At 72.6% G+C, this 25,342-nt stretch carries 23 protein-coding genes; 8 read left to right on the forward strand and 15 right to left on the reverse strand.

All coding sequences use genetic code 11. The features are described 5' to 3' along the window. Positions 1-52: 52 nt before the first annotated feature. On the forward strand, positions 53-1,459 hold the full coding sequence (locus BLV76_RS06875; protein ID WP_090968457.1) for a dihydrolipoyl dehydrogenase family protein: 1,407 nt from the start codon (positions 53-55) through the stop codon (positions 1,457-1,459). Positions 1,460-1,711: 252 nt separating this feature from the next. On the opposite strand, the gene BLV76_RS06880 is transcribed toward BLV76_RS06875, so the two are convergent. Continuing rightward, positions 1,712-2,905 (reverse strand): ATP-binding protein, encoded by a 1,194-nt coding sequence (locus BLV76_RS06880; RefSeq protein WP_090968458.1) that lies wholly within the window; start codon positions 2,903-2,905, stop codon positions 1,712-1,714. An 85-nt stretch (positions 2,906-2,990) separates the two neighbouring features. Here BLV76_RS06880 and zwf point away from each other — a divergent pair, with 85 nt between their 5' ends. The 3 genes from zwf (at position 2,991) to BLV76_RS06895 (ending at position 6,929) form a co-directional block, all read left to right on the forward strand. Beyond that, complete coding sequence (gene zwf, locus BLV76_RS06885; protein WP_425433729.1) at positions 2,991-4,499, forward strand: glucose-6-phosphate dehydrogenase; 1,509 nt, start codon at positions 2,991-2,993, stop codon at positions 4,497-4,499. A gap of 103 nt (positions 4,500-4,602) precedes the next feature. After that, a complete protein-coding gene (locus BLV76_RS06890; protein ID WP_090968459.1) occupies positions 4,603-6,048 on the forward strand; it encodes an APC family permease in 1,446 nt (481 codons plus the stop codon). Between the two features lie 5 nt (positions 6,049-6,053). Beyond that, positions 6,054-6,929 (forward strand): universal stress protein, encoded by an 876-nt coding sequence (locus tag BLV76_RS06895; RefSeq protein WP_245734876.1) that lies wholly within the window; start codon positions 6,054-6,056, stop codon positions 6,927-6,929. Positions 6,930-6,956: 27 nt separating this feature from the next. Here the strand turns inward: BLV76_RS06895 and BLV76_RS06900 are convergent, their stop codons facing one another. After that, complete coding sequence (locus BLV76_RS06900) at positions 6,957-7,220, reverse strand: hypothetical protein (protein WP_090968461.1); 264 nt, start codon at positions 7,218-7,220, stop codon at positions 6,957-6,959. A gap of 46 nt (positions 7,221-7,266) precedes the next feature. Here BLV76_RS06900 and BLV76_RS06905 point away from each other — a divergent pair, with 46 nt between their 5' ends. Further along, entirely contained in the window at positions 7,267-8,148 is an 882-nt protein-coding gene (locus BLV76_RS06905; protein ID WP_090968462.1) for an Fpg/Nei family DNA glycosylase, read from the forward strand. A gap of 107 nt (positions 8,149-8,255) precedes the next feature. Here BLV76_RS06905 and BLV76_RS06910 read toward each other — a convergent pair whose 3' ends face one another. From BLV76_RS06910 to aat, 3 genes are all read right to left on the reverse strand, one after another. Continuing rightward, on the reverse strand, positions 8,256-8,642 hold the full coding sequence (locus tag BLV76_RS06910) for a hypothetical protein (RefSeq protein WP_090968463.1): 387 nt from the start codon (positions 8,640-8,642) through the stop codon (positions 8,256-8,258). A 99-nt stretch (positions 8,643-8,741) separates the two neighbouring features. Further along, positions 8,742-9,224, reverse strand: coding sequence for a hypothetical protein (locus tag BLV76_RS06915; protein ID WP_090968464.1), 483 nt, complete (start codon positions 9,222-9,224; stop codon positions 8,742-8,744). A gap of 25 nt (positions 9,225-9,249) precedes the next feature. After that, positions 9,250-9,936, reverse strand: a complete 687-nt coding sequence (gene aat, locus BLV76_RS06920) for a leucyl/phenylalanyl-tRNA--protein transferase (RefSeq protein ID WP_342711457.1) — start codon at positions 9,934-9,936, stop codon at positions 9,250-9,252. A 44-nt stretch (positions 9,937-9,980) separates the two neighbouring features. Here aat and BLV76_RS06925 point away from each other — a divergent pair, with 44 nt between their 5' ends. After that, complete coding sequence (locus BLV76_RS06925) at positions 9,981-10,658, forward strand: EcsC family protein (RefSeq protein WP_090968466.1); 678 nt, start codon at positions 9,981-9,983, stop codon at positions 10,656-10,658. Between the two features lie 4 nt (positions 10,659-10,662). Here BLV76_RS06925 and BLV76_RS06930 read toward each other — a convergent pair whose 3' ends face one another. The 8 genes from BLV76_RS06930 to BLV76_RS06965 are packed head-to-tail and all read right to left on the reverse strand — an operon-like array spanning position 10,663 to position 20,385. Further along, entirely contained in the window at positions 10,663-11,853 is a 1,191-nt protein-coding gene (locus tag BLV76_RS06930) for a hypothetical protein (RefSeq protein WP_090968467.1), read from the reverse strand. Beyond that, entirely contained in the window at positions 11,850-12,986 is a 1,137-nt protein-coding gene (locus BLV76_RS06935) for a hypothetical protein (RefSeq protein ID WP_090968468.1), read from the reverse strand. Before BLV76_RS06935 ends, BLV76_RS06930 begins: the two co-directional genes overlap by 4 nt. Further along, entirely contained in the window at positions 12,983-14,068 is a 1,086-nt protein-coding gene (locus BLV76_RS06940) for a hypothetical protein (RefSeq protein WP_090968469.1), read from the reverse strand. The genes BLV76_RS06935 and BLV76_RS06940 overlap by 4 nt, the downstream gene beginning before the upstream one ends. After that, complete coding sequence (locus tag BLV76_RS06945; RefSeq protein WP_245734578.1) at positions 14,065-15,009, reverse strand: hydroxymethylglutaryl-CoA lyase; 945 nt, start codon at positions 15,007-15,009, stop codon at positions 14,065-14,067. The genes BLV76_RS06940 and BLV76_RS06945 overlap by 4 nt, the downstream gene beginning before the upstream one ends. Then, positions 15,006-16,877 carry an ATP-binding protein gene (locus tag BLV76_RS06950; protein ID WP_090968470.1) on the reverse strand — a complete coding sequence of 624 codons (1,872 nt, stop codon included), beginning with the start codon at positions 16,875-16,877 and terminating at the stop codon, positions 15,006-15,008. Before BLV76_RS06950 ends, BLV76_RS06945 begins: the two co-directional genes overlap by 4 nt. 5 nt (positions 16,878-16,882) lie before the next feature. Then, positions 16,883-18,469, reverse strand: a complete 1,587-nt coding sequence (locus tag BLV76_RS06955) for a carboxyl transferase domain-containing protein (protein WP_281246153.1) — start codon at positions 18,467-18,469, stop codon at positions 16,883-16,885. A 9-nt stretch (positions 18,470-18,478) separates the two neighbouring features. After that, positions 18,479-19,693, reverse strand: a complete 1,215-nt coding sequence (locus BLV76_RS06960) for a sensor histidine kinase (RefSeq protein ID WP_090968472.1) — start codon at positions 19,691-19,693, stop codon at positions 18,479-18,481. Next, complete coding sequence (locus tag BLV76_RS06965) at positions 19,690-20,385, reverse strand: response regulator transcription factor (protein WP_090968473.1); 696 nt, start codon at positions 20,383-20,385, stop codon at positions 19,690-19,692. Before BLV76_RS06965 ends, BLV76_RS06960 begins: the two co-directional genes overlap by 4 nt. Before the next feature lie 336 nt (positions 20,386-20,721). Here BLV76_RS06965 and BLV76_RS06970 point away from each other — a divergent pair, with 336 nt between their 5' ends. Continuing rightward, the gene (locus BLV76_RS06970) at positions 20,722-21,273 is read left to right on the forward strand and encodes a TetR/AcrR family transcriptional regulator (protein WP_090968474.1); all 552 of its coding nucleotides are present in this window, start codon (positions 20,722-20,724) and stop codon (positions 21,271-21,273) included. 24 nt (positions 21,274-21,297) lie between these two features. After that, positions 21,298-21,810 (forward strand): ferritin, encoded by a 513-nt coding sequence (locus BLV76_RS06975; protein ID WP_090968475.1) that lies wholly within the window; start codon positions 21,298-21,300, stop codon positions 21,808-21,810. Between the two features lie 15 nt (positions 21,811-21,825). Here the strand turns inward: BLV76_RS06975 and BLV76_RS06980 are convergent, their stop codons facing one another. Beyond that, a complete protein-coding gene (locus BLV76_RS06980; protein ID WP_090968476.1) occupies positions 21,826-22,551 on the reverse strand; it encodes an SWIM zinc finger family protein in 726 nt (241 codons plus the stop codon). Further along, positions 22,548-25,256: a DEAD/DEAH box helicase gene (locus BLV76_RS06985; RefSeq protein WP_090968477.1), complete on the reverse strand. Its 2,709-nt coding sequence runs from the start codon at positions 25,254-25,256 to the stop codon at positions 22,548-22,550. Before BLV76_RS06985 ends, BLV76_RS06980 begins: the two co-directional genes overlap by 4 nt. Between the last annotated feature and the right edge of the window lie 86 nt (positions 25,257-25,342).

Consider the following 25,342-nt stretch of genomic DNA (forward strand, 5'->3'; position numbering starts at 1 on the left):
GTAGTTGAACGGGCAAGCGAGTCCCAATCGACGCGGGGCTAGGGTCACGGGCATGGAGACAGTGGAGTACGACGTCGTGGTGATCGGCGGCGGTCCGGCGGGCGAGAACGCCGCGCAGTACGCCGTCGAGGGCACGGGGATGACGGCGGCGATCGTCGAGCGCGAGCTGCTCGGCGGCGAGTGCAGCTATTGGGCGTGCATGCCGAGCAAGGCGCTGCTCCGGCCGATCGCGGTCGCCGACACGACCGCCGACCTGCACGGCGTGTCGACGGCCCACGTCGCGCCGAAGGCCCTGCTCGAGCGGCGCGACTACTGGGTGTCGGACTACTCCGACGCCGGGCAGGAGTCATGGGCCGAGGGTGCCGGCCTGGCCGTCGTCCGGGGGGACGGGCGGATCGCGGGCGAGCGGACCGTGCGGGTCGGCGACACGCTCGTGCAGGCCCGGCAGGCCGTGGTGATCGCCACAGGCAGCGAGGCACGCGTCCCGGAGATGTACGCCGACGCCCTCCCGTGGGACTCCCGCGACGCGACCGGTGTGGTCGAGGTGCCCGACCGACTCGTCGTCGTGGGGGGCGGGGTCGTCGCGTGCGAGGCCGCGATCTGGATGCATGCGCTCGGCTCGGCCGTGACGCTCGTCGTGCGCGACCGGCGCCTGCTCGGCCGCACGGAGCCGTTCGCCGGTGAGGCCGTGCTGGCCGGCCTCCGCGACCGCGGGATCGACGTGCGACTCGGCGTGGACGTCACCCACGTCCGCCGGGAGTCGCCCGAGGCGACCGGGATCGGCAAGGTCCACGGCGGGGCGGTCACGCTGACGACGTCGACGGGTGAGATCGAGGCCGACGAGATCCTGCTGTCCATCGGCCGCGTGCCGCGGCTCGACGACATCGGCCTCGACTCGGTCGGGCTGTCGCCCGACGACGTCAAGGCCGGCCGGCTGCCCGAGTGGCTGCACGCCGTGGGCGACGCGAGCGGCGGTCCGCCGCTCACCCACTGGGGCAAGCACCAGGCCCGGGTCGTGGGCGCCCGGATCGCGGCGGCCGCCGCGGGCGAGGTCGCCTGGGAGCCGGACCGCGAGGCACCCGTGCCGCAGGTCGTCTTCAGCGACCCCGAGGTCGCCTCGGTCGGCATGACGGAGGCCGAGGCCCGCGACGCCGGCCACGACGTGGTGACCACCCGCGTGCCCACGTCGTCCGCCGCCGGCACCGGACTGCTCCGCGACCACGTGGTCGGCGACGCCCAGCTCGTCGTCGACCGCGGCTCCCGCCTGCTGCTCGGCGCCACGTTCGTCGGTCCCGAGGCCGGGGAGCTCGTGCACGCCGCCACGGTGGCCATCACCGGCGGGGTCCCGGTCCACGTGCTGCGCCACGCCGTGGCGTCGTACCCCACCGCCGCCGAGCTCTGGCTCCGGCTCCTCGAGGAGCTCCCGCGCGAGTTCCGGGTGCCGCCGCCCGTCGCCTGAACCCGGACCAGCGGGGGTTCCAGCGCCGCGGACACGCGCCGAAGCGAAGCGGAGGCGCCAGACAAGCACCGTGATCCATGGTCACGGGTGGCCGGACCCACGGCCCGGGGGTTTCGACACGGGCGCCAGGGCGCCCTGCTCAACCAGCGGGGGCCCGCGCGCCGCGGACGGTAACCCCCGCCGACGATCGGCGACACCCCCACTCGACTTCGCGGGCGCGCGCTGCGGACGAACCCCCGCCGACGACCAGCGTCACCCGCGCTCGCGGAGGTACCTCCCGAAGTGGGGGACGGTGAAGGCGATCCGGCCGCGCTCGCCGGAGTAGACGAGGCCCTTCTTGAGCAGGGAGTCGCGGGCGGGTGAGAGGGACTGCGGCTTCTTCCCGAGCGCGGCGGCGACGTCGGCCGAGGGCACCGAGTCCGGGTCACCGAGGGCGACGGCGACGTCGGCCATCGCCATGAGGTAGTCGCGCTCCCCCGGCGTCGCGCGCTCGTAGCGCGAGCCGAAGAACCCGACGGCCAGCTCCGACTCGGCCTCGGGGGCGGCGACCGCGACGTCGGCGGCCGTGATCTGCGAGCGGGGCGCGAGGTCCCAGACGGCCTTGCCGTAGGCCTGGATGAAGTAGGGGTAGCCGCCGGTGGCGTCGTGCATCGCGGCGAGGGCGGCCTCGTCGAAGGCGGCGTCCTCGGAGGCGGCGGGCGCCTCGAGCGCGCGGTCGGCGGCCTCGCGGGCGAGCCGGTCGATGCGCTGGTAGCGGAAGAGCCGCTCGCTGTAGGACTTGCTCGCGCTGAGCACGGCCGGCAGGTGCGGCAGCCCGGCACCGACGACGATGACGGGCAGCCCCGACTGGCTGAGCTCGTGGCACGCGGCGCAGAGCGCGGAGACGTCGTCGGGGCCGAGGTCCTGCATCTCGTCGATGAAGATCCCGAGGCCCTTGCCGACGTCGGCCGCGAGACCGCCGAGGTCGGTGAAGAGCTCGACGAGGTCGATCTCGATGTCGCCGGAGTCGGCCCGGCCGCGCACGGCGGGCGCGTCGATGCCCGGGCTCCACCGGTCCTTGAGCTTCGCCTGGGCGCCGGCGTCGCGGTGGGCGAACGACTTGATCACGCCCAGCACGTGGTCGACCGACTCCTCGTCCTCCGAGCGACCGAGCTCGCGCACGGCCTGGTGCAGCGCGCTGCTCAGCGGCCGGCGCAGACCCTGCCCGGGGCGGGCCTCGAGCTTGCCGGTCCCCCACCCCTTGCGCACGGCCGTGCCGCGCAGCGCGTTGAGCAGGACGGTCTTGCCGACGCCGCGCAGCCCGGTCAGCACGAGGCTGCGCTCGGGGCGGCCCTTGGCGACGCGCTCGAGCACGACGTCGAAGGCGGAGAGCTGCTCGTCGCGGCCGGCGAGCTCGGGCGGGCGCTGGCCGGCGCCGGGGGCGTACGGGTTCCGGATCGGGTCCACGATCGGACGCTATCGGATTCTCTAGCCGGTTCCTTAGAGACCGCGATACTCGGCGAGTCGCCGAAAGAGTGGAACGATCAAGTCCGTGACCGAGCAGCTGGAGCCGTACCCCGCCCAGTCCATCTCCTACCCCGCCGAGTCCAGGCCCTCGTCGCGCTACGCGCAGGAGCACCTCGACCCCCACGTGATCGTGCTCTTCGGCGCGTGCGGCGACCTGGCCCGCCGCAAGCTGCTGCCTGGCATGGCGCACCTCGTCCTGTCCGACCTCGCGCCCGACATCCGCATCGTCGGGACGTCGCTGGAGGACATGAGCGACGAGGAGTTCCGCGGCTTCGCCCGGACCGCCGTCGAGCAGTTCGGGCACAAGCAGCTGACCGCCGAGCAGTGGGACCTGTTCGACGACAACCTCACCTACGTCGCGCAGTCCGCAGGACCCGAGGCCCTCGCCGCCGCGGTCGCGCGCGCGGAGCAGGCGCTCGGTGGCGACGCACGCCGGCTCCACTACCTCTCCGTGCCGCCCAAGGCCGCGCTCCCGGTGATCGACATGCTCCGGGAGGCCGACCTGGTAGCGCGCTCTCGGATCGTGATGGAGAAGCCCTTCGGCACCGACCTGGACTCCGCGATCGCGCTCAACAACCGGGTGCACGAGACCTTCAAGGAGTCGCAGGTCTTCCGCATCGACCACTTCCTCGGCAAGGAGGCCGCGCAGAACATCCTGGCGTTCCGCTTCGCCAACGGCCTCTTCGAGCCGATCTGGAACCGCAACTTCATCGACCACATCCAGATCGACATCCCCGAGACGCTGGGCCTCGACCAGCGCGCCAACTTCTACGAGTCCACCGGCGCCTACAAGGACATGGTCGTCACCCACCTGTTCCAGGTGATGGCGTTCGTGGCGATGGAGCCGCCGACCGCGCTCGAGCCGCGCGCGATCTCGGAGGAGAAGAACAAGGTCTTCCGCTCGCTGCTGCCGATCCGGCCGAGCACCGTCGTGCGCGGGCAGTTCACCGGCTACACCAGCCTCCCCGGCGTCGCTCCCGACTCCGACACCGAGACCTTCATCGCGATGGAGTGCCGCCTCGACAACTGGCGGTGGGCCGGGGTGCCGTTCTACCTGCGCACCGGCAAGGAGATGGCCGAGGGCAAGCGGATCATCTCGATCGCCTTCAAGGAGGCGCCGCGCTCGATGTTCCCGGCCAACTCCGGCGTCGGCCAGTCCGGGCCCGACCACCTCACCTTCGACCTCGCCGACGAGTCGAAGGTGTCGCTGTCGTTCTACGGCAAGCGGCCCGGTCCCGGCATGCGGCTGCAGAAGCTGTCGATGCAGTTCTCCACGGGCGAGACCGAGACGGCCGGCGACGTGCTCGAGGCCTACGAGCGGCTCATCCTCGACGCGATGCGCGGCGACCACACGCTCTTCACCACGGCCGAGGGCATCGAGTCGCTCTGGGACCGCTCGGCCCAGCTGCTCGCGGACCCGCCGCCGGTGAAGCCGTACGCCCCCGGCACCTGGGGGCCCAACGCCATCCACCAGCTCATCGCCCCCCACGCGTGGCGGCTGCCGTTCGAGCGGGAGTGGCGCGCGAAGAAGTAGGCGGTGCTCCCGGGCGGGCGCCGGCCCTGAGACGGGCGGTGACGAAATGCCCCGGCAGGTCTAGATTCCCGAGCAAGCGACGTTCTCGGGGAGGGATCCGTCCATGGCCGGTCTGAGCGAGCAGCTCCTGCGCAAGAAGCCCTTCGCCCGACCACGGACCGAGCACGACGGACCCGAGCTCGCCCGGACGCTCGGCACGTTCTCGCTGATGATGTTCGGCGTCGGCGCGACCGTGGGCACCGGCATCTTCTTCGTGCTGCAGGAGGCCGTGCCCGACGCGGGTCCTGCGGTGATGATCTCCTTCCTCGTCGCGGGGATCGCGGCCGGCCTCTCGGCGCTCTGCTACGCCGAGCTCGCCAGCTCCATCCCGGTCAGCGGGTCGACGTACTCTTTCACCTACCACGCCATGGGCGAGCTGATGGCGATGGTGATCGCCGCCTGCGTGCTCCTGGAGTACGGCGTCGCGGCGTCGGCGGTCGCGGTCGGGTGGAGCGGCTACTTCAACGAGCTGCTGAACAGCCTCTTCGGGTTCCAGCTGCCCGACGCGCTGTCGTACTCCCCCGTCCCCTACGAGGACAACGTCACCGGCTTCATCAACCTGCCCGCCGTCGTGCTGGTCTTCCTCTGCACGATCCTGCTGATCCGCGGCGCGAGCGAGTCGGCGAAGGTCAACACGATCATGGTGCTGATCAAGCTCGGCGTGCTCCTGCTCTTCGTGGTCGTCGCGCTCACCGCGTTCCGGGCCGACCGCTTCGACGACTTCTTCGCCTCGGGCTCGGCCGGCATCAGCGCGGCCGCCGGCACGATCTTCTTCTCCTTCATCGGGCTCGATGCGGTGTCGACGGCCGGGGAGGAGGTGAAGGACCCGCAGCGCGCCCTGCCGCGCGCGATCATGGGCGCGCTGGTCATCGTCGTCGGCGTCTACCTGCTCGTCGCCTTCGCCGGCGTCGGCTCGCAGCCGCTCGCCGAGTTCTCCAGCGACGAGCAGCAGAGCGCCGGCCTGTCGGTGATCCTGGAGAACATCACCGGCTCGTCGGTCCCCGGCACGATCGTCGCCGCGGGCGCGGTGATCTCGATCTTCTCCGTCACCCTGGTGACGCTCTACGGCCAGACCCGCATCCTCTTCGCGATGGGCCGCGACCGGATGCTGCCCGACCGCTTCGCCTCGGTCAGCTCCCGCACGATGACCCCGACCTTCAACACGGTGGTCGTCGGCGTGGTCGTCTCGCTGATCGCGGGCTTCGTGCCCGCCGACTACCTCTGGGACACCGTCTCGATCGGCACCCTCGTCGCCTTCAGCGTCGTCGCGCTGAGCATCCTGATCCTGCGGCGCACCCAGCCGGACCTCGAGCGCCCGTTCCGCGTGCCGGGCTACCCCGTGACGCCCGTCCTCACCGTCGCCGCCTGCGTCTACGTCCTCTCCGGCCTCGCCGCGATCACCTGGCTGATCTTCGGCGTCTGGCTCGCGATCGTGCTCGCGTTCTACTTCCTGTGGGGCCGCCGCAACTCCCGCCTCGAGACCGGTGAGCACGAGGGAGCCGCGCGGTGACCCTGATGGTCGGGTTCGCGCCCGGCAAGGACGACCGCTCGGGCCTCGAGCTCGCCGCGCTCCTCGCGCGCTCCGACGGCGACGACCTCCGCATCGTCACCGCCGCGCCGGCGAGGTGGCCGACGCCGGTGGCCGGCGGCACCGATCGCGAGTACGCCGAGTGGGCGCGCGCCCACGGCGAGGCAGCCGTCGCCGAGGCGACCGCCCTCATGGCGCAGATCGACCCGGACGTGCAGGCCAGGGCGACCTGGGTGGAGGGCCGCTCGGCCTCCTCCGTGCTGCTCTCGCAGGCCGAGAAGCACGGTGCGCGGGCCGTCGTCGTCGGCTCCGGGCAGGCCGGCGGCTACGGCCAGGTGCACCTCAGCTCGACCGCCGACGTGCTGCTGCACTCGGCGTCCGTGCCCGTCGCGATCGCGCCGCGCGGGTTCGACGCACCCGCGGGGTCGACGGTCACCCGCGCCACCTGCGCCTTCCGCGGCGACGAGCAGTCGCGGCGTACGCTCACCGCCACCGCCGAGGTGTGCGCGCGCACGGGCGCGGCGCTGCGGGTCGCGACCTTCGCGGTGCGCGGGCGCACGATGTACCCGCCCGAGACCGGACTCCGCGACGAGGACATGGTCATGGAGGCGTGGATCGAGCAGACCCAGGCGCTCCAGGCGGAGGCGCTGGCGGCGCTCGGGGAGCCGCGTCCCGGCGACGTCCGCGCCGTGGTGGCCGACGGACGCACCTGGCAGTCGGCGATGGACCGCCTCGACTGGCAGCGCGGCGACCTGCTCGTGGTGGGGTCCTCGCGGGCCGGGCTCGCGTCGCGCCTGTTCCTCGGGTCGCACGCGACGAAGATCCTGCGCGCCTCGCCGGTGCCGGTCCTCGTGGTGCCCTGAGCCAGCCCGCCCGGCCAGCCCGCCCGGCTAACCCGCCCGGCTCGGCCGCTCGACCCGCCGGACGCGGTCACGGGCGGTGTCGTAGGCCTCGTCGAGGCCCGTGCGCAGCAGCGAGATGAGGTCGGGAACCTCGTCGGCGGCGAGCCGGAACGTGCCCGCGCAGACGTTGTCGCGCCACAGCGACAGCACGACCAGCTGCGACTCCTGGTGCCAGGTCACGCGCAGCGAGCGGTCCTCACCGCGGGGATCGAGGAAGATCCCGCCGGTGCGAGGTGCGTGCTGCTGGGCCATGTCCCATTGTGACCCGGCCCACAAACTTCTGCCTAGACTCTCTTCCGTGCCCGAGCTGCCGGAGGTCGAAGCCCTCGTCCAGGACCTGCGCGGCCGACTGGTCGGCCGGGCGATCAGCCGCGTCGACCTGACCGCGTTCAGCGCGCTCAAGACGTTCGACCCGCCGCTGCACGCGCTGCACGGCACGCTCGTGGACAGCGTCACCCGGCACGGCAAGTTCCTCGACATCGACGCGAGCGGCGTGCACGTGGTCATCCACCTCGCGCGGGCCGGCTGGATCCGGTGGAAGGACGAGGTCCCCGCGCTCCCGGCCCGGCCGAACCCGAAGAACCCGCTGGCCGCGCGCATCGTCATCGACGACCCGGACCTCGACGTCCAGCCGGGGCTCGACATCACCGAGGCCGGCACCAAGAAGGGCCTGGCGATCTACGTCGTGCGCGACCCGCAGGAGGTCGAGGGCGTCGCCCGGCTCGGCCCCGACCCGCTGTCCGACGACTTCACCATCGACGTGCTGCGCGCGATCCTCGACAAGGAGGGCCGCAAGCAGATCAAGGGCGTGATGCGGATGCAGTCGATCATCGCCGGCATCGGCAACGCCTACTCCGACGAGATCCTGCACGCGGCGAGGATGTCGCCGTTCAAGCCCGCCAACAGCCTCGAGGACGACGACCTGCAGACGTTGTACGACGCCATCCGCACCACGCTCGGCGACGCGGTCGCCCGGTCGAGCGGGCTCGCCGCCAGCGAGCTCAAGGGCGAGAAGAAGAGCAACCTCGCCGTCCACGGCCGCACCGGCCAGAAGTGCCCGGTCTGCGGCGACGTCGTGCGCGAGGTGTCGTTCGCCGACTCCAGCCTGCAGTACTGCCCGACCTGCCAGACCGGCGGCAAGCCGCTCGCCGACCGGCGGATGTCGAAGCTGCTGAAGTAGCGCCGCCACGCCGGGTGGGAATGACAGAAGGTGCCGGTCGGCCTCACCCCCGTGACAGACCGACCAGCACCTTCACGTCAAGTCTAACCTGACGGACGGCGATCTTCTCACGCAGTGGCGCCGTTGTCTCCTGTTTTCCTGGCGAACCTCTCCCAGGCCGCCTGGCGGGAGACGCCGAGCGTGCGGCCGATCTCGGCCCACGACACCTTGCGGTCGCGCAGCAGGTCGACCCACTCGCGCGCGAACGCCTGGTTCTGCTCGGCCGAGGCCATGATCTGCGGCAGCACCGCGAGCACCTCGGCGTCGCTCATCCGCTCCCACGGGAAGGTCCGCGTGTGCGCCATCGCCTCCTCGTCGTGGATCGTGGCGTGGAAGTCGTCGACGCAGGTGCTGCACACCTGCGCGCCGAGCCCACCGACCAGCAGCACGTCCGTGCCCGGTCCACCGGGCGTGGCGCAGAAGGAGCAGATCTTGCCCTCACGCGTGATCGCCATTTGGTTCCCTCACCTCTCACGACCCCCGCAGGCAGGCTACCTCCGCGGTGGGTGGGCGTCCGACGAACACTCGTCCTGTCCGCAATCGGACGGCGACGATCAGGGGGTCGCCGAGGGCATCTCCGGCATCTCCAGGTCGTCGAGCGGGTTGCCGCACGTGTCGGTGAGGTAGTCGGCGAACGCCGTCGCCTGCTTCTGCACGGCCTCCGACGCGCCCTCGCCACCCTTCGCCAGCTCGTCGAGCTTGTCGATCGAGAAGTCCTCGGCGTCGATGCTGTTGGCCTGCTCGACCAGGGAGTCGAACCCGGCGCGGGCGTCGTCGGAGATGTCCTCCGGCGTGCCGACGTCCTCGAGCTTCTGCGCCCAGTCCTTGACCGCCGTCGCCATCTGCTCGTCGCTGGGGACCTCCGTCATGTCGCCCATCAGGTCGGTGAACAGGTCGGAGTAGGTGCTGCAGAACTCGTCCTTGCTGGCGTCGGTCGGCGCGCCGCTGCTGTCGCTGCCACCGCCGCCGCAGGCGGAGGTGACGGCGCCGACGACGAGGACGGTGCTGGTCAGGACGAGTCGGGTGCGCAGGTTCATGGGTCCCACTCTTTCCGGCCCGCGCTCAGTCGTCCACTCGGAAGGCGAGCGGCAGCGGCAGGTCGAGGCACTGCCCGAGCTGCTCGAGGTACTCGGCACGCGGACGTCGTACGACGCCCAGCGACGCGAGGTGCGGCGTCTGCCACTGCACGTCGAGCACCCGGTGCTCGGCGTCGGAGTCGCGTAGGACGTCGACGAGGCCGAGCAGCGCGACCTTCGAGGCGTCGCGGTCGCGGTGGAACATCGACTCGCCCGCGAAGAGCCCGCCGATGCTGACGCCGTAGAGCCCGCCCGCCAGCTCGCCGTCGCGCCAGGCCTCCACGGAGTGCGCCCAGCCGAGGCGGTGCAGGCGTCCGTAGGCCCGCGTGAATGCCGGCGTGATCCAGCCGTCGGCACGCTCGGGGCTGCCGCACCGGGCCACCACCTCGTCGAAGGCCGTGTCGATCCGGATCTCGAAGTCGCGGGCCGAGCGCCGCAGCGAGCGGGAGACGCGCAGCCCGTCGAGCGGCAGCACGCCGCGCTCCACCGGGGAGAACCAGCCGAGCTGCTCGTCGCCCTCGAGGGTCACCGGCATCGGGAAGAGCCCGAGCCCGTAGGCCGTCAGCAGCGTGCCGCTGTCGAGGTCGGCGCCCAGCGCGACCAGGTCGTCGTCGGGGTCCCACGTCGAGTGGTGGGGGAAGGCCCAGGGCGTCGGATCGGGGGCGATGGGCACATTTCGCACCGTAGCGCGTGCGGCGCGATGCGTACGATCGTGGCATGGGTGTCATGAAGAGCGTCGGCCGGCAGCTGGCCCCGCGGGTGCAGGAGCTCGCGCCCGGGCTGACCGCGGGCTTCGTGCGCGAGGCGCTCAACCGGGCGATCGAGGGCGTCGGTCCGCTCGCGCCCGCCTCCGTCGCCGCCGACAAGCAGCTCAAGGAGCAGCGCGGCGACGTCGAGCGGGCGATCCACGAGGTCATCGAGAACAACGTCCGCATCGCCGGCGCCCAGGGCTTCGCGACCAACCTCGGTGGACTGGTCACGATGGCCGTCGCGATCCCGGCCAACATCACCGGCCTGGCCGTGATCCAGTGCCGGATGGTCGCCGGCATCGCGCACCTGCGCGGGCACGACCTCTCCGATCCCCGCGTGCGCAACGCGATCCTCGCCCTGCTACTCGGGGAGGAGCAGGTCGCCGAGCTGGTCGGGAAGCGCAAGCTCCCCGCCACCCCGATGGCGCTCGCCACCGCGCCTGTCCACGACCCGACGCTCGACGGCGCGATCTCCGCGGTGGTCGCCACCGACATCATCACGCGCGTCGCCGGCAAGCGACTCGCGACGACCGTGGGTCGCCGGGTGCCGGTGATCGGCGGAGTGGTCGGGATGGGTGCCGACGGCTACGCCACCTGGAAGGTCGGCCGCTACGCCGACCGGGAGCTGCTGCAGCGCCGGAAGTGAGGCCTCAGCCCCGCCTGCGGACGCGGCGGTAGGCGTCGAGGGTGCCCCGCCCGGCGGCGGAGTCCTCGAGGGTGGTGACGATCTTGCGCTTCGCGCGGTAGGTCGGCGTCGTACGCGCGCGGTCACGCTCCTCGCGTGCCTCGCGGAGCTCCTCGTGCAGCCGCTCCTCGACGTCGCGGAGGCGCGCGGCCTCGACGAGCAGGGCGCCGATCGCGTCGAGCGCGGGGGGCAGGAGCTCCTCGGCCGTGGTGGTGTCGGGGTCGGCGAAGGTGCCGAGGTCGGGGCCGACGAGGTCCTCGAGCGAGCCGGAGACGTCGTAGCCCCGCTCCTCGAGCACCGACACCCAGCCACGCGAGAGGTCCTGCGCCCACGTGTGGTCGTCGGGCGCGAGGCCGAGCCGGGCCGACGCGACGCCGCGCGACAGGGTCTGGTGGGCGAGCACCTCGCGCACCAGCGGGCGGTAGTCCGGCGGCGCGATGATCGAGGTGACCCGCTGGTTGATCGTGCGCAGCAGGGAGGTCTCGGGGACGCCGAGCGAGGGGTTCTCCCGCTCGGCGGTGAGGTCGAGCTCGAGCCCGTCGAGGCCGAAGGTGTGGGAGAACCGGCGCCACAGCTCACCACGGTCGGAGCCGGACGGGGGCACGGTCACGAGGTGCACCCGCTCGGCCGGGAGCGACGCTCCCCACCGGTCGAGGATGTCGGGGACCTCCTGCACCGCCCAGAACCACGAGCCGATCTTGGAGTCGCGGCCGGGGTCGCGGATCGTCTGGAGGAACTTCGCATAGGTGATGTGGCTGCGGTGCTTGACGTTCTCCTGCCACTCCGCCGGGATCTGGCGGACCAGGTCGCGCACGGACAGCACCAGGTGCACCTCGGCGTCACCGAGCGAGGCGAGCGCGCGCTCGACCTGCGTCGGGGTCGCGCGGGCGAAGATCTCGTGGCTGACGATCGCGGTGCCGTGCCACTCGCGCACCTGCGCGGCGAGCCGGTCCCAGGCACCGACGGCCTCGGTCTCGAGGCCGCCCCACGGCAGCGTCATCAGGTCGAGCGCGGCGAGGAAGTGCGCGTCGAAGCGGTCCGCGGGGTAGAGGATGTCGTGCTCGCGCAGCGCCTTCTGGTTCCGGAAGAGGACGTCCTGGAGGTAGGAGGTGCCGGTCTTGGGGCAGCCCACGTGCAGCAGCACTCGCCTGCTCACCGCTCCACCCCCTTCGCCTGCCCTGCGGTCGTGCGCCACGTCGGATCGACGACCATCCTGATCGCCAGGTCCAGCACCTGCTGGTCGTCGACGGCAGATGAGGTCGATGCCCGAGGAGCGAGGTCGGCGAGGTCGCCGACGACAGGGTAGCCAGCGCGGGCGATGTTCCTGCCCATCCGGTCGGCCGACGCGGCGACCCACTCCTGCTCCCGCGCGGGTACGGCGACGGGCGCGGCGCCGCTCGACGGCATCCGCTGCTGGAGCGTCCGCAGCAGGCCCGGTCGCTCGGCCCTGGGCACCTTCAGCCCGACGACCGCGGCGATCCGGCGGGCGAGCTCGGCCTGGTCGGCGCCGGGCACGCGGACCTCCGGCAGGTGGCGTACGCCGAGCTGGCGGGGCAGCCGGTCCGCGTCGGTGACGATCCGGACGAAGGGCCGCCGCGCGTTCCACCGGCGCACGGACGCGACGAGGTCGGTGCGGGCGGGCAGCTGGTCGCGCTCGCGCCAGAACCGCAGCCACTCGGCGAAGGGCTTGGTGCCGGTCTCGAAGCACCGCTGGGTCCACGTGCGGGCGAGCAGCTCGTCGAGCGGGCCGCCGACGGCGACGAGGAACGGGCGAGGCCCGCCCTCGGGTCGCCCCTGGGCGAGCAGGTGCTCGCGGAGCGCCGAGGCCGTGACCGGGTCGCCGACGAGGCGGAAGCGCCGCCGCCACGGCCGGGCCCAGCTCGAGCGCACCGGGTCGGGGCCGAGGCCGACGAGGTCGTCGGCCAGCAGCACGCTCGCGACGCGCAGCAGCTCGTGGGCGCCCACGTGCTCCGGGTCGACCGCCCGCGGCCCGAACCCGGTCGTCCCGTCGAGCCCGACGAGCGGGAGGTCGGCCTTGCCGCGTCCGGCGGCGGGCGCGGCGAGCACCCGGTCGGCGAGTCGGGTGCGCTCGCGGTGGTGGTCGCCACGGGTCTGCGCACTCGACTCCAGCGCGACGTTGATCCGGCGCAGCAGCTCGAGCTGCTGGGCGCCGGGGAGGCTGCGCGAGGCGGGCTCGGCACCCTCGGTCAGGCTGCCCGCGAACGCCAGCCAGGGCGTCGTACCGCCCTCCCGCAGGTGCGCGACCCACGCGTGGGCACGGCTGCTCAACGGTCGCGCAGCCGACGAGCGGTGTCGCGGAGCCGGCCGCCCATCGTCTCCGCCGTGGCGCGGCTGGCGGCCTCCTGCGTCATCACCGTCAGCGCGTCGAGCGCGGCACCGAGCTCGAGCTTGGCACGCACGCGGTCGGGGTCGCGCCACACCTCGTCCTCGGCCGGGCGGTGCGGGCGCAGGTCCTCGGGGTCGCCGATGACGTCGACGCCGCTGCCCTTGATCCAGTCGATCCAGATCTGGGCGCGCTCCTCCGCGAACTCGTAGCGCTCGGGGGGCAGCCGCACCGGGATCGCGGTGCGCGAGACGAGCACCTCCTGGGCGAGCACCTCGCGGATGAGGTTGTCGTAGGCCGGCTCGCGCCACACGCCGAGCTCGAGGCGCCGGTTGAGCTTGCGCAGCAGCGAGGTCTCGGCGATCCCGAGCGAGCGGTTGTCGCGCTCGGAGTCGAGCGGCGCCCACGACGGCTCGATCGAGAAGGCACGGCAGAAGCGCAGCCACAGCTCGTCGCCGTTGGGCCCGCGGTCGTGCGGGACGGTGACGACGTGGACGCGCTCGGGAGGGAGCTTGGCGCCCCACTGCGACAGCACCCGCGGCAGGTCCATCGCGTTGAAGAACCAGGTCTGGCCGCGCTCGACCTTGGTGAGGAAGCGCCTGAAGGGCCACTTGCGGCCCTGCTTGATCGACTCCTGCCACGCAGCCGGCAGCTGGCGGCCGAGGTCGCGGGCGGAGTAGATGATGTGGACCTCGTTGCCGGCGAGGTCGTTCATCGCCTTGGCGATCTTGTCGGGCTTGGCGCCCGCGAGGATCTCGTGGCTGACCACGACGTTGCCGCTGGCGCGGTTGATCCGCTTCACCATCGCGTCCCAGCCGCCCTTGGCGTGGCCCGCGGCCCCGCCCCAGTCCTGCTCGAGGAGGTCGAGCGCGGCGCGGAAGTGGAAGAGGTCGGTGCGACCGGCGCGCGGGCCGGGCACGGTCACGCCGTGGCGTGCCAGCGAGGCGGCGTTGAGCATCAGCCGGTCCTGGAGGTAGGTCGTCCCGGTCTTGGGGGCGCCGATGTGCAGGTGGACGACACGGCTCATGGGGCTGATTGTGCCAGTGACCCTCCGAGGGCTCGTACGACGGCGCTGGGGCTGGGGCGACCGAGGTGGCCGGCCATCCAGGTGCTGGTCCCCACGACCGCCGCGAGGTCGACGCCGTGCGCGATCCCGAGGCCGTCGAGCATCCAGACGAGGTCCTCCGTGGCGAGGTTGCCGGTGGCGGACTTCGCGTAGGGGCAGCCGCCCAGCCCGCCGGCACTGGCGTCGAAGGTGGTGATGCCGGCCTGGAGCGCGGAGAAGGTGTTGGCCAGCGCCTGGCCGTAGGTGTCGTGGAAGTGCATGGCGAGCCGGTCGGTGCCGACGCCGGCCTCGCCGAACGCCGCGACGAGCGCCTTGACGTGGCCGGCCGTGGCGACCCCGATGGTGTCGCCGAGGCTGAGCTGGCTCGCGCCGAGGTCGAGGAGCCGGGTGCCGGCGCTGACGACCTGCTCGACCGGCACGGTGCCCTCCCACGGGTCGCCGAAGCACATCGAGACGTAGGCGCGGACGTCCATCCCGGCCTCACGGGCGCGGGCGACGGTCGGCTCGAACATCGCGAACTGCTCGTCGAAGGTGCGGTTGAGGTTATTGCTCGCGAAGGTCTCGGTCGCGCTGCCGAAGATCGCGATGTGCTCGAGGCCGAGCTCGAGCGCCCGGTCGAGGCCCCGCTCGTTGGGCACCAGCACGGGGAGGCGGCGGCCCTCCTCGCCCAGGTCGGCCATCAGCTCAGCGGCGTCCGCGAGCTGCGGCACCCACCCCGGGTGGACGAAGCTGGTGGCCTCGACGATCGGGAGGCCGGCGGCCACGAGTCGTCGTACGAACTCGGCCTTGACGTCGACCGGGACGATCGCGGACTCGTTCTGCAGGCCGTCTCGTGGCCCGACCTCGTAGATCGTCACCCGCTCGGGCATGCCCTCGGCCGGGACCTGCATCGGGAGGCTCACGACTCCTCCACCGTGAAGAGGGCGGCGCCGAGCTTCACGAGGTCGCCCACCGTGGCGCCGACCGCGGTGACCGTCCCGGCGAAGGGTGCCTTGAGCGCGAGCTCCATCTTCATCGCCTCCATCACGCCCAGCGTCTCACCCTCGGCCACGACCTGCCCCTCGGCGACGTTGACCGCGAGGACGGTGCCCGGCATGGGTGCGACCAGGGTGCCGTCGCCCGCAGCCGCGGCCGTGTCGGCGAAGGGGTCGTGACGGTCGAGGACGAAGCGCTGGCCGCGGACGACGACCTCGGTGCCGTCCCGGCCGCGGAGCACGTAGCCGTCGCCGTGGGTCATCGAGCCCACGCGCTGCACTCCCTCCGCGGACCTCGGCCTGGCGAACCAGCCGGTCCCGGAGAGGTCCCGGCCGAACTCGGTGAGGCGGCCGCGATCGCCACCCAGCCGGAAGCCGTCCGGCTGCCACGGGCCACGCGGGGTGGCGTCGAGCGCCACCCCCAGCACGACCCCCGCGAGGGCGCGCGCGCCCGCGTCGTCGGGCTCGGGAAGCGGGTGGTGGTCGAGCCACGCCGTGTCGATGGAGGCAGAGGCGAAGGCCTCGCTGTCGACGAGCGTCCTGAGGAAGCCGGTGTTGGTGGTGAGCCCGAGGATCGCCGTCTCGTCAAGCGCCTCGACCAGCAGCTCGCGGGCCGCCTCGCGGTCGGCGCCCCACGCGATCACCTTGCCCAGCATCGGGTCGTAGGACGCGCTGACCTCCTGCCCGGACTCGAGGGCGTGGTCGACGCGGACGTCCTCCCCGACCAGCCCGCCCTCGCCCGGCCACCTCACGTGGGTCGCCACGCCGGCCTGCGGCAGGAACCCGTGGAAGGAGTCCTCGGCGTAGACCCGGGCCTCGATGGCATGGCCCTCGAGCGTGATGTCGCCCTGCACGATCCCCAGCGGCTCCCCGCTCGCGACCCGGAGCTGGAGCTCGACGAGGTCGACCCGCTCGCCCCTCACCCGGGTGACCTCCTCGGTGACCGGGTGCTCGACCTGGAGGCGGGTGTTCATCTCGAGGAAGTAGAACTCGCCGGTCGCGTTGTCGAGGAGGAACTCGACCGTGCCGGCGCCGGTGTAGCCGCACTGCTCGGCGAGCGCGACGGCCGACGCGGTGATCGCGGCCTGCTGCTCGGCGGTGATCGTCGGCGCGGGCGCCTCCTCCAGCACCTTCTGGTGCCGCCGCTGGGTCGAGCAGTCGCGCTCGAAGAAGTGGAGCACCGTGCCGTGGGTGTCACCCATGACCTGGACCTCGATGTGGCGGCCGGACTCGACGTACTTCTCCACCAGCATCGTGTCGTCGCCGAACGACGACCGCGCCTCGCGCTGGGCCGCCGCCAGCGCCTCGGCGAGGTCCTCGACGCGACCCACCACGCGCATGCCCTTGCCGCCGCCGCCGGCCGCGGCCTTGACCAGGACGGGATAGGCGAAGGAGGCGGGATCCTCCTCGAGGGAGTACGACGGCACCACCGGCACCCCGGCCGCCACCGCGACCTCCCGGGCGGCGTCCTTGCGGCCCATCGCGTCCATCACGTCGGCCGACGGACCGACCAGGGTGATGCCGGCCTCGGCCAGCGCCCGCGCGAAGGGGGCGCGCTCGGACAGGAAGCCGTAGCCCGGGTGCACGTGGCCGGCACCCGACTCGCGCGCGGCTGCGACGACGGCGTCGATGTCGAGGTAGGACCCGACCCGCACCACCTCGTCGGCGGCGCGCACGTGCAGGGCGCGCTCGTCGAGGTCGGTGTGGATCGCGACGGTCCGCCAGCCGAGCCGCTTCGCGGTCCGGATGACCCGCAGCGCGATCTCGCCGCGGTTGGCGATGAGGAGGGTGTTCATGTCACTCACATCCGGAAGATGCCGTAGGACGGCTCGGGGATCGGGGCGTACGACGTCGCGACGAGGGCCATGCCGAGCACCCGGCGGGTGTCGGCGGGGTCGATGATCCCGTCGTCCCACAGCCGGGCGGAGGCGTAGTAGGGCGAGCCCTGGGTCTCGTACTGCTCGCGGATCGGGGCCTTGAACGCCTCGACGGCGGCCTCGTCCTCGAGGTCGGTGCGGACCGTCGCGAGGACCGACGCGGCCTGCTCGCCGCCCATCACCGAGATCCGCGCGTTGGGCCACATCCACAGGAAGCGGGGGTCGTAGGCGCGCCCGCACATGCCGTAGTTGCCGGCACCGAACGAGCCGCCGATGACGACGGTGAACTTCGGGACGACGCTGCACGCCACCGCGGTGACCAGCTTGGCGCCGTCGCGGGCGATGCCCTTGTTCTCGTACTCGCGCCCGACCATGAAGCCGGTGATGTTCTGCAGGAACACGAGCGGGATCCTGCGCTGGTTGCACAGCTCGATGAAGTGGGCGCCCTTGAGCGCGGACTCGCTGAAGAGGATGCCGTTGTTGGCGACGATGCCGACCTCGTGGCCGTGGATCCGCGCGAAGCCGCACACCAGCGTGTCGCCGTAGAGCTTCTTGAACTCGTGGAAGCGGCTGCCGTCGACGAGGCGCGTGATCACCTCGCGCACGTCGTAGGGCGTGCGTGTGTCGGTCGGCACGACGTCGTAGAGCGACTCCGGCGGCTCGTGCGGCTCCTCCACCTCCCCCGTCGGACCGGTGGCCGGCACCCGCGCCGGGGTCGCGGCGGGGAGCGTGTCGACGATCGAGCGGACGATGGCCAGCGCGTGCGCGTCGTCGTCGGCGAGGTGGTCGACGACGCCGGAGGTGCGGGCGTGGACGTCACCGCCGCCGAGGTCCTCGGCCGTGACGACCTCACCGGTCGCGGCCTTCACCAGCGGCGGACCACCGAGGAAGATCGTGCCCTGGTTGCGCACGATCACGGTCTCGTCGGACATCGCCGGGACGTAGGCCCCACCGGCGGTGCACGAGCCCATGACGCTGGCGATCTGCGGGATGCCCTGCGCGGACATGTTCGCCTGGTTGAAGAAGATCCGGCCGAAGTGCTCGCGGTCGGGGAAGACCTCGTCCTGCATCGGCAGGAACGCGCCGCCGGAGTCGACGAGGTAGATGCAGGGCAGGTGGTTCTCTGCGGCGATCGTCTGCGCGCGCAGGTGCTTCTTCACCGTCATCGGGTAGTAGGTGCCGCCCTTGACGGTCGCGTCGTTGGCGACGACCACGCAGGGCAGGCCGGAGACCAGCCCGATGCCGCCGACGACGCCGGCGGACGGGACGGCGTAGTCGTCGCCGTCCTTGCCGTACATCCCGTAGCCCGCGAGCGGCGCGAGCTCGAGGAAGGGACTGCCGGGGTCGAGCAGCCGGTCGACGCGGTCGCGGACGAGGAGCTTGCCGCGGTCGGTGTGCTTCTGGCGCGCCGCCTCCGACCCGCCCTGGCGGACCCTCGCCAGCCGGGCGCGCAGGTCGTCGACGAGGTCACGCATGGTGGGCGGCGAGGAGGCTGCTACGGGCTCGGACACCCCGTCAGGTTAGCGATCGTTAACCTCCGGTGTCCATTGGCCGGGAGGCGGTCCGGGCGGGAACTCCCCGCGCAGCGTCGTGCCCCAGCCGGGGGCCGTCTCCAGGCGGAGCGTGCCGCCGGCCGCGGCCGCGCGGGCCTCCATGCCGAGCAGGCCACCGGGGTCCACCAGGCTGCGGTCGAAGCCCTTGCCGTCGTCGGAGACCACGAACGACAGGTGCGGCAGGCCACGCACCGAGATCAGCACCTCGGTCGCGCCGGAGTGCTTGGCGGCGTTGGTGAGCGCCTCGAGGATGCAGAAGTACGCCGCCACCTCGACCTGCTTGCTCGGGCGCTCGAAGTCGGCGACGTCGAGGGTCACCGGCACGGTCGAGCGGCGCGCGGTCGACTGCAGCGCCGCGACCAGGCCGCGCTCGGTGAGCAGCGGCGGGTAGATGCCGCGGGCGAGCTCGCGCAGCTCGGTGAGCACCTCGCGGTTGGTCGCGGCGAGCTGTCCCATCAGCGCCGTGGCGCTCTCGTGGCGACCCGCGAGCAGCTCCTTGCGGGCCCGCTCGATGGTCACGCTCATGGCGAGCAGGCGCTGCTGCGCGCCGTCGTGCAGGTCGCGCTCGATGCTGCGCCGGGCCGCGTCGGCGACCTCGACGACGCGGGTGCGCGACTCGGCGAGCTGGACCGACTGGTCGCGGAGCCGCGTGTAGGCGTCGCGCACGAGGAACACCACGACGGCGACGCCCGGTGGCAGCGAGACGGCGATGACGATCGCGTTGACCCACCAGAGCTCGTTGAGGTTGTCGACGCGACGCCACTCGCCCAGCCCGGCCACCGCCGCGCTCCCGACCACCGCGACGACCATGAGGGCGCGGATCCACGGCCGGGTCAGGTAGGGGAAGCCGACCAGCAGCGGGACCATCGTCAGCAGCACGGTGAGCGGCGCGAGGTTGGGCGTCGCCCACGTGCCGCCGGCTGCGAAGAGGCAGGCCGACAGCGTGAGGCCGATGATCGCGGCCGGAGCGCCGTAGCGCGTGCACAGCGGCGGCGTCACCAGCATCAGCACGATCGAGACCACCATGACCGCGAGGTCGATCTCGACCGCGGTGTGCTTGAACCCGGCGAGGTACGCCGCCGCCAGCAGGATCGTCGCCGAGGTCAGCGCGATCAGGTTGATGCGCAGCAGCCAGCGCAGCGCGGGGTCGAGGCCGTCCCAGCCGGAGAGCAGGCGCCTCATCGACGAGGTGCGACCCCGCCGCCCACGCCCGCCTCGCTGAGGAAGACCAGCGTGGCCGCCACCCGTCGGTGGACCGGGGCGTCGGCCGGCAGGTCGAGCTTGGTGAGGATCGAGTTGATGTGCTTCTCCACCGCACGGTCGGTGATGACGAGCTCGCCGGCGATCGCCCCGTTGGTCATCCCGCGCGCGACCATGCCGAGCACCTCGAGCTCGCGCGGCGTGAGCCGGTCGAGGAGCGAGTCGTGGCGGCGGGTGCCGGTGGCCATCAGCGCGTCGACCACGATCTGGTCGATGACCGAGCCGCCGGCCGCGACCGTGCGGAGCGCCGAGACCAGCTCGTCGACGTCGGCCACGCGCTCCTTGAGGAGGTAGCCGCGCCCGTCGCTGCCGTCGCGCACCAGGTCGAGGGCGTACTCCACGTCGGAGTACTGCGTCAGGGCGACGACGCCGATCTCCGGGTGCGTGCGCCGCAGCTCGCCGGCCGCGCGGATCCCCTCGTCGGTGAAGTCGGGCGGCATCCGGATGTCGGTCAGCAGGACGTCGGGGCGGTGCTCGTCGACGGCCGCGAGGAGCTCCGGCAGGCTGGTCGCGGTCGCCACCACGTCGAGGTCGTCGTACCCGTCGAGCAGGGCGAGCACCCCCGCCCGCAGCAGGTCGCCGTCCTCGGCGAGCACGACTCGGATCTGCGGCATGCGCGCACTGTAGCCACGGCTCGGTCCGTACGTCGGTAGAGCAGGCACCACCGTCACGACACCGTGTCGTCGCGACGGCCCGTGCGGGCGGTCCCGGAGGAGGCGTCGGTCACGAAAGTGGTGCTGGCACCACTGGCCAACGGGCCCCGACGCACGCACACTCGTGGGCGGGAGGGTGTGCTCTTGGGATCAGTGGGCCGCCGCGGGGGTGCGGCCCACTGGAAGCACTGATCAGGGAGGGTTCGCGTGATTCCGCTCGCCGGACGTGAGGCGCCTGTGCGCCCGCCGACACCGCGAGCTCCGCGAGACCCGTCCGGCGGCACTAACCTCGAGCTCGTGACACCCCGCCGCCAGCAGATCCTCGACATCGCCGCCGATCTGTTCGCCTCGCGCGGGTTCCACGGCGTCTCGGTGGCCGAGCTGGGCTCGGCCTGCGGCATCTCCGGTCCGGCGCTCTACAAGCACTTCGAGTCCAAGGACTCCATGCTCGCCGAGATGCTCGTGACCATCAGCGAGACGCTCCTCTCCGAGGGCCGCAGCCGCGTCTCGACCGCCGCCGGTGCCCGCGAGGCGCTCGTGGCGCTGATCGAGTGGCACATCGAGTTCGCCCTGGCCCACCGACCGCTCATCGTCGTGCAGGACCGCGACTGGAGCAGTCTCCCGGACGAGGCGCGCGAGCGGGTGCGGGCGCTGCAGCGCTCCTACGTCGACGTGTGGGCCACCCAGCTGCGCCGCCACGACGACCGGCTCGGTCCCGAGGCCGCTCGCACGCGCGCCCACGTCCTCTTCGGACTGCTCAACTCCACGCCGCACAGCGGTCGGCTGCCCGACCCGCAGATGCACGACGTGCTGCGCGAGATGGCGCACGGAGCGCTCGGTCTCGACTGACCCGCCTTCGCTACGCTTCTCGCCATGAAGCTGAGCGAGAGTCTCGAGAACGCGTTCAACGCGCAGATCACCCTGGAGTTCCAGGCGTCCCTGGTCTACCGCCAGCTCGCGATCGAGGTCGACCTGATGGACCTCCCCGGCATGGCGCTGTGGTTCCGCCACCAGGCCGACGAGGAGATCGTCCACGCCAACAAGTTCATCGACCACGTCGCCGACCGCGACAACCACCCGCGCATCGGCGCGACCTCCGCACCCACCCCGGTCGTCGGCTCGGTCCTCCACGCCTTCGAGGCGGCCCTCGCGCACGAGGAGAAGGTCTCGGCCTCGATCCGCGACCTGTTCCGCCTCGCCGAGTCCGAGGGCGACCTCGACTCCCGCCCGCTGCTGAACTTCTTCCTCGAGGAGCAGATCGAGGAGGAGGCCACGGTCCGCGAGATCGTCGGCCGGGTGAAGCTGATCAACGACGACGGCCCCGGCCTGCTCCGCCTCGACGAGGAGCTCGGCGCCCGCCCGGGCGGCACCACCGAGGCTCGCTGACGCCGGCCGGGCAGGTCAGATCGCGTCGAAGGGCTGGTCGAGCTGCAGCAGCCGCGCCGCGCGCTCGGCGGCGTCCTGGGCGACCGCCAGGTCGTCGGGCTCGTCGCCCGCGTGGTCGTCGTACGACGCCGCGCCCGGGGGTGAGTCCCCGGGAGACTCACGTCCCAGCGACGGGTTCGGGGCGTGCCGGGCCGTGAGCTCGTGGAGGTCGCGCAGCACCCGGTCGCGCGAGAGCCCGCGCAGGTGGGTGAGCACGAACGGATCCGCCTGGATCAGCCACGCGAGCTGGGTCAGCACCGCGAGCGCGTGGGGGCACGGGTCGAGCCAGGCGTCGCACGTGCAGGCCGAGCCCAGCTCGCCGCCGTAGGGCAGGAGCTCGACGCCGGCCTCCTCCACGGCCTCGACGAAGGAGTGGGGCAGCTGCCCGGTGAGCAGCGCGCCGATGCGGCCGGACTCGGTCGCGACGAGCTCGATGAAGGCCGCGGCGTCGGTGTGGTCGAGCACCGGCACGGTCACCTCGACGGTCCAGGCGTCGTGGCCGTCGGTCACCGCGGCGACCGCACCGCCGTCGGACACGGTGATCGAGCCGACGTCCCCCGCCCGGGCCATCGCCCGGCCCTTGCGGAGGTCCTGCTGGCTGAAGGCGGCCTCCTCGACGGCGCGGAGGACGGCCTTGCTCCACCACGTGCCGCTGCCGCCGCCGCGCCGCGGGGCGAGCCGGGGATGGGTGGCCGTGCTCATCGTCTGAGCTCGACGAGGTCGCGGAGCTCGGCGTTGGTGAGCTCGGTCAGCGCGGTCTCACCGCGGGCGAGCACCGAGTCGGCGAGCGAGCGCTTGCGGGTGAGGAGCTCGGCGATCCTCTCCTCGATGGTCCCCTGCGTGACGAACCGGTGGACCTGCACGGGCCGGGTCTGGCCGATCCGGTAGGCGCGGTCGGTGGCCTGGTCCTCGACGGCCGGGTTCCACCAGCGGTCGAAGTGGATGACGTGGTCGGCGCGGGTGAGGTTGAGCCCGGTGCCGCCGGCCTTGAGCGACAGCAGGAACACCGGCGCCTCGCCCGCCTGGAAGCGCGCGACCATCGCCTCGCGCCCGCGCACGGGCGTCCCGCCGTGGAGGAACTGGTGCGGCACCCCCGTCGTGCCGAGGTGGCGGACGAGCAGGTCTGCCATGGCGACGTACTGGGTGAAGACGAGGACGGCACCCTCCTCGGCCACCACCGTCCCGACGAGCTCGTCGAGCAGCTCGAGCTTCTCCGAGCGGCCGCGGAGCTTGGGGTTGGCCTGGCGCAGGAAGTGGGCGGGGTGGTTGCAGATCTGCTTGAGGCCGGTGAGCAGCTTGAGGACCAGGCCGCGACGGGTGTCCTCGTCGGCCTCCTCGATGCGGCGCATGGACTCGCGCACGAGCGTCTCGTAGAGCACGACCTGCTCGCGGGTCAGGCCGAGGACGTGGTCGGTCTCGGTCTTCGGCGGCAGCTCGGGCGCGATGCCGGGGTCGGACTTGCGGCGGCGCAGGAGGAACGGGCCGATGAGGTCGGCGAACTGGCGTGCCTTGGTCGGCTCGAGGCCCGACTCGATCGGCCCCGCCCACACCTTGCGGAAGGCGCCGCGGCTCCCGAGCAGCCCGGGGATCGCCCAGTCGAGGATCGACCAGAGCTCGGTGAGGTCGTTCTCCACCGGGGTGCCGGTCAGCGCGACGCGCGCGGTGCTCGGGATGGTGCGGAGGGCGCGGGCGGCGGCGGACCGGGAGTTCTTGATGTGCTGCGCCTCGTCGGCCACGACCAGGTCCCACGGCACGGCCGCGAGGAGCTCGGCGTCGTTGCGCATCGTCCCGTAGGTCGTGAGCACGAAGCCCGACGTCACGCCGTCGAGGTCGCGGGCGCTGCCGTGGTGGCGGCGTACGGCCACTCCCGGTGCGAAGCGACGGATCTCGGCCTCCCAGTTGCCAAGCAGCGACGCGGGACAGACCACCAAGGTCGGTCCGCCGTGTCCACCCTCGCGACGGTGCAGGTGCAGCGCGATCAGGGTGATCGTCTTGCCGAGTCCCATGTCGTCGGCCAGGCAGGCGCCGAGGCCGAGCGAGGTGAGCTCGGCGAGCCAGGTGAGGCCCCGGCGCTGGTAGTCGCGGAGGTCGGCGTGGAGCGCCGCCGGCACCTCGACGGGCTCGCCGGTCGCGGCGTCGCGCACCCGGTCGCGCGCCTTCAGCAGGCTCGCCCCGACGACCGCCTCGTAGGGCACGTCCTCGATGTCGACGACCCCGGTGAGGGTGGCGGCGAGCGCCTGGACGGGGGTGATCGAGCGGATCAGCCGCTTGCGGGCACGCTTGATGACGCCCGAGTCGACGGCGACCCAGTTGTCGCGGAGCTTGATGATCGGGCTGGTGGTGTGGGCGAGCTCGTCCATCTCGGCCTCGGTGAGCTCCTCGCCGTGGAGGGAGAGCTGCCACTCGAAGCCGAAGAGCGCCTGGGTGCCGAAGAGCCCGTCGTTGAGCGCCTCCTCGCGGGTGCCGGTCGCCGACTTCTGACGACCGAGCTCGACGCGCTGGGTGACGTCGCGGTCGAGGTACTTCGGCCACATCACGGGGTGGCCAGCCTCGTTGAGCGCGGCGGCACCCGAGTCGAGCAGCGACAGGATCTCGTCGGTGTCGAGGGTGATCTCGTCGGGCACCCGCAGGTCGAGCAGCCGGTCGAGCACCGGCCATGCGTCGGCCGCGGAGCGCAGCGCGATCGCGGCGTGGGTGCGGGCCCGGTCGCCGAAGCCGTGCGCGGCCTCCGGGCCGGTGTCGGCCCAGAGCTCCGAGGCGTCCGCGAGGTGTGCGGCGTTGTCGGCGGCGTGCACCTGCAGGACGAGCCGGACCGCGCCGGCGACCAGCTCCTCCTCGTCGGCCTCGACGCGGAACGAGATGGTCACCAGGTGCGGGCGGTCGTCGCGACCTCGCGAGCGGAGCCGGGCGATGCGCTGCTGGAGCTCGTCGCTGAAGGCGTCCGGGCTGGGCCTCGTCCCCGGGACCGCCACCGCCCGCGGTCGCGTCGTACGACGGGCGTTGCCCGGGGTCGTGCGCGGCATGGTGTCGACCACAGCGTCGAGGACGCCACGCACCATCCCCTCGGCGGTCGACTCGTCGAAGCCGTCGCCCGCCCGGGCGCGCGCGAGGTCGAGGATGCGCCGCTCCGAGTCGGCGTCGAGGCCGGCGACCTGCCAGTGCCGGCCCTCGGGGTCGGGCGCGAACCGGCCCTGCGCGACGAGCTGGAGCCCCATGAGTGCCGCGCCCGCCAGCAGCTGCACCGACGGGTGCAGGTCGGCCCGGTCGCGGACCTTCGCCAGCACCGGGAGCGCCCCGCGGATCGGCATCACGATGGTGCGCCGGTCGTCGGTGAACTCGATCGAGCCCTCCCGGGGCGGCTCCCCCGCCAGCAGCCTGGCGGGACCGGTGACCGGGACGAAGGTCATGCAGGCACCTCTCGGTCTCGGTCTCGACACGCTCGCTGCGCTCGCTGCTCCACCAGCAAGGAAGGCAACAGGGACGGTAACGCGCC

This window comes from Nocardioides exalbidus, from assembly GCF_900105585.1.
GTDB classification, from domain to species: domain Bacteria; phylum Actinomycetota; class Actinomycetes; order Propionibacteriales; family Nocardioidaceae; genus Nocardioides; species Nocardioides exalbidus.

Excerpts from the sequence above, each read along its gene's own strand:
- BLV76_RS06875 (WP_090968457.1), top strand. The coding sequence starts at position 53 with ATGGAGACAGTGGAGTACGACGTCGTGGTGATCGGCGGCGGTCCGGCG.
- BLV76_RS06890 (WP_090968459.1), top strand. The coding sequence starts at position 4,603 with ATGGCCGGTCTGAGCGAGCAGCTCCTGCGCAAGAAGCCCTTCGCCCGA.
- BLV76_RS06895 (WP_245734876.1), top strand. The coding sequence starts at position 6,054 with ATGGTCGGGTTCGCGCCCGGCAAGGACGACCGCTCGGGCCTCGAGCTC.
- BLV76_RS06900 (WP_090968461.1), bottom strand. The coding sequence starts at position 7,220 with ATGGCCCAGCAGCACGCACCTCGCACCGGCGGGATCTTCCTCGATCCC.
- BLV76_RS06910 (WP_090968463.1), bottom strand. The coding sequence starts at position 8,642 with ATGGCGATCACGCGTGAGGGCAAGATCTGCTCCTTCTGCGCCACGCCC.
- BLV76_RS06915 (WP_090968464.1), bottom strand. The coding sequence starts at position 9,224 with ATGAACCTGCGCACCCGACTCGTCCTGACCAGCACCGTCCTCGTCGTC.
- BLV76_RS06925 (WP_090968466.1), top strand. The coding sequence starts at position 9,981 with ATGGGTGTCATGAAGAGCGTCGGCCGGCAGCTGGCCCCGCGGGTGCAG.
- BLV76_RS06940 (WP_090968469.1), bottom strand. The coding sequence starts at position 14,068 with ATGAGCCGTGTCGTCCACCTGCACATCGGCGCCCCCAAGACCGGGACG.
- BLV76_RS06950 (WP_090968470.1), bottom strand. The coding sequence starts at position 16,877 with ATGAACACCCTCCTCATCGCCAACCGCGGCGAGATCGCGCTGCGGGTC.
- BLV76_RS06960 (WP_090968472.1), bottom strand. The coding sequence starts at position 19,693 with ATGAGGCGCCTGCTCTCCGGCTGGGACGGCCTCGACCCCGCGCTGCGC.
- BLV76_RS06965 (WP_090968473.1), bottom strand. The coding sequence starts at position 20,385 with ATGCCGCAGATCCGAGTCGTGCTCGCCGAGGACGGCGACCTGCTGCGG.
- BLV76_RS06975 (WP_090968475.1), top strand. The coding sequence starts at position 21,298 with ATGAAGCTGAGCGAGAGTCTCGAGAACGCGTTCAACGCGCAGATCACC.
- BLV76_RS06980 (WP_090968476.1), bottom strand. The coding sequence starts at position 22,551 with ATGAGCACGGCCACCCATCCCCGGCTCGCCCCGCGGCGCGGCGGCGGC.
- BLV76_RS06985 (WP_090968477.1), bottom strand. The coding sequence starts at position 25,256 with ATGACCTTCGTCCCGGTCACCGGTCCCGCCAGGCTGCTGGCGGGGGAG.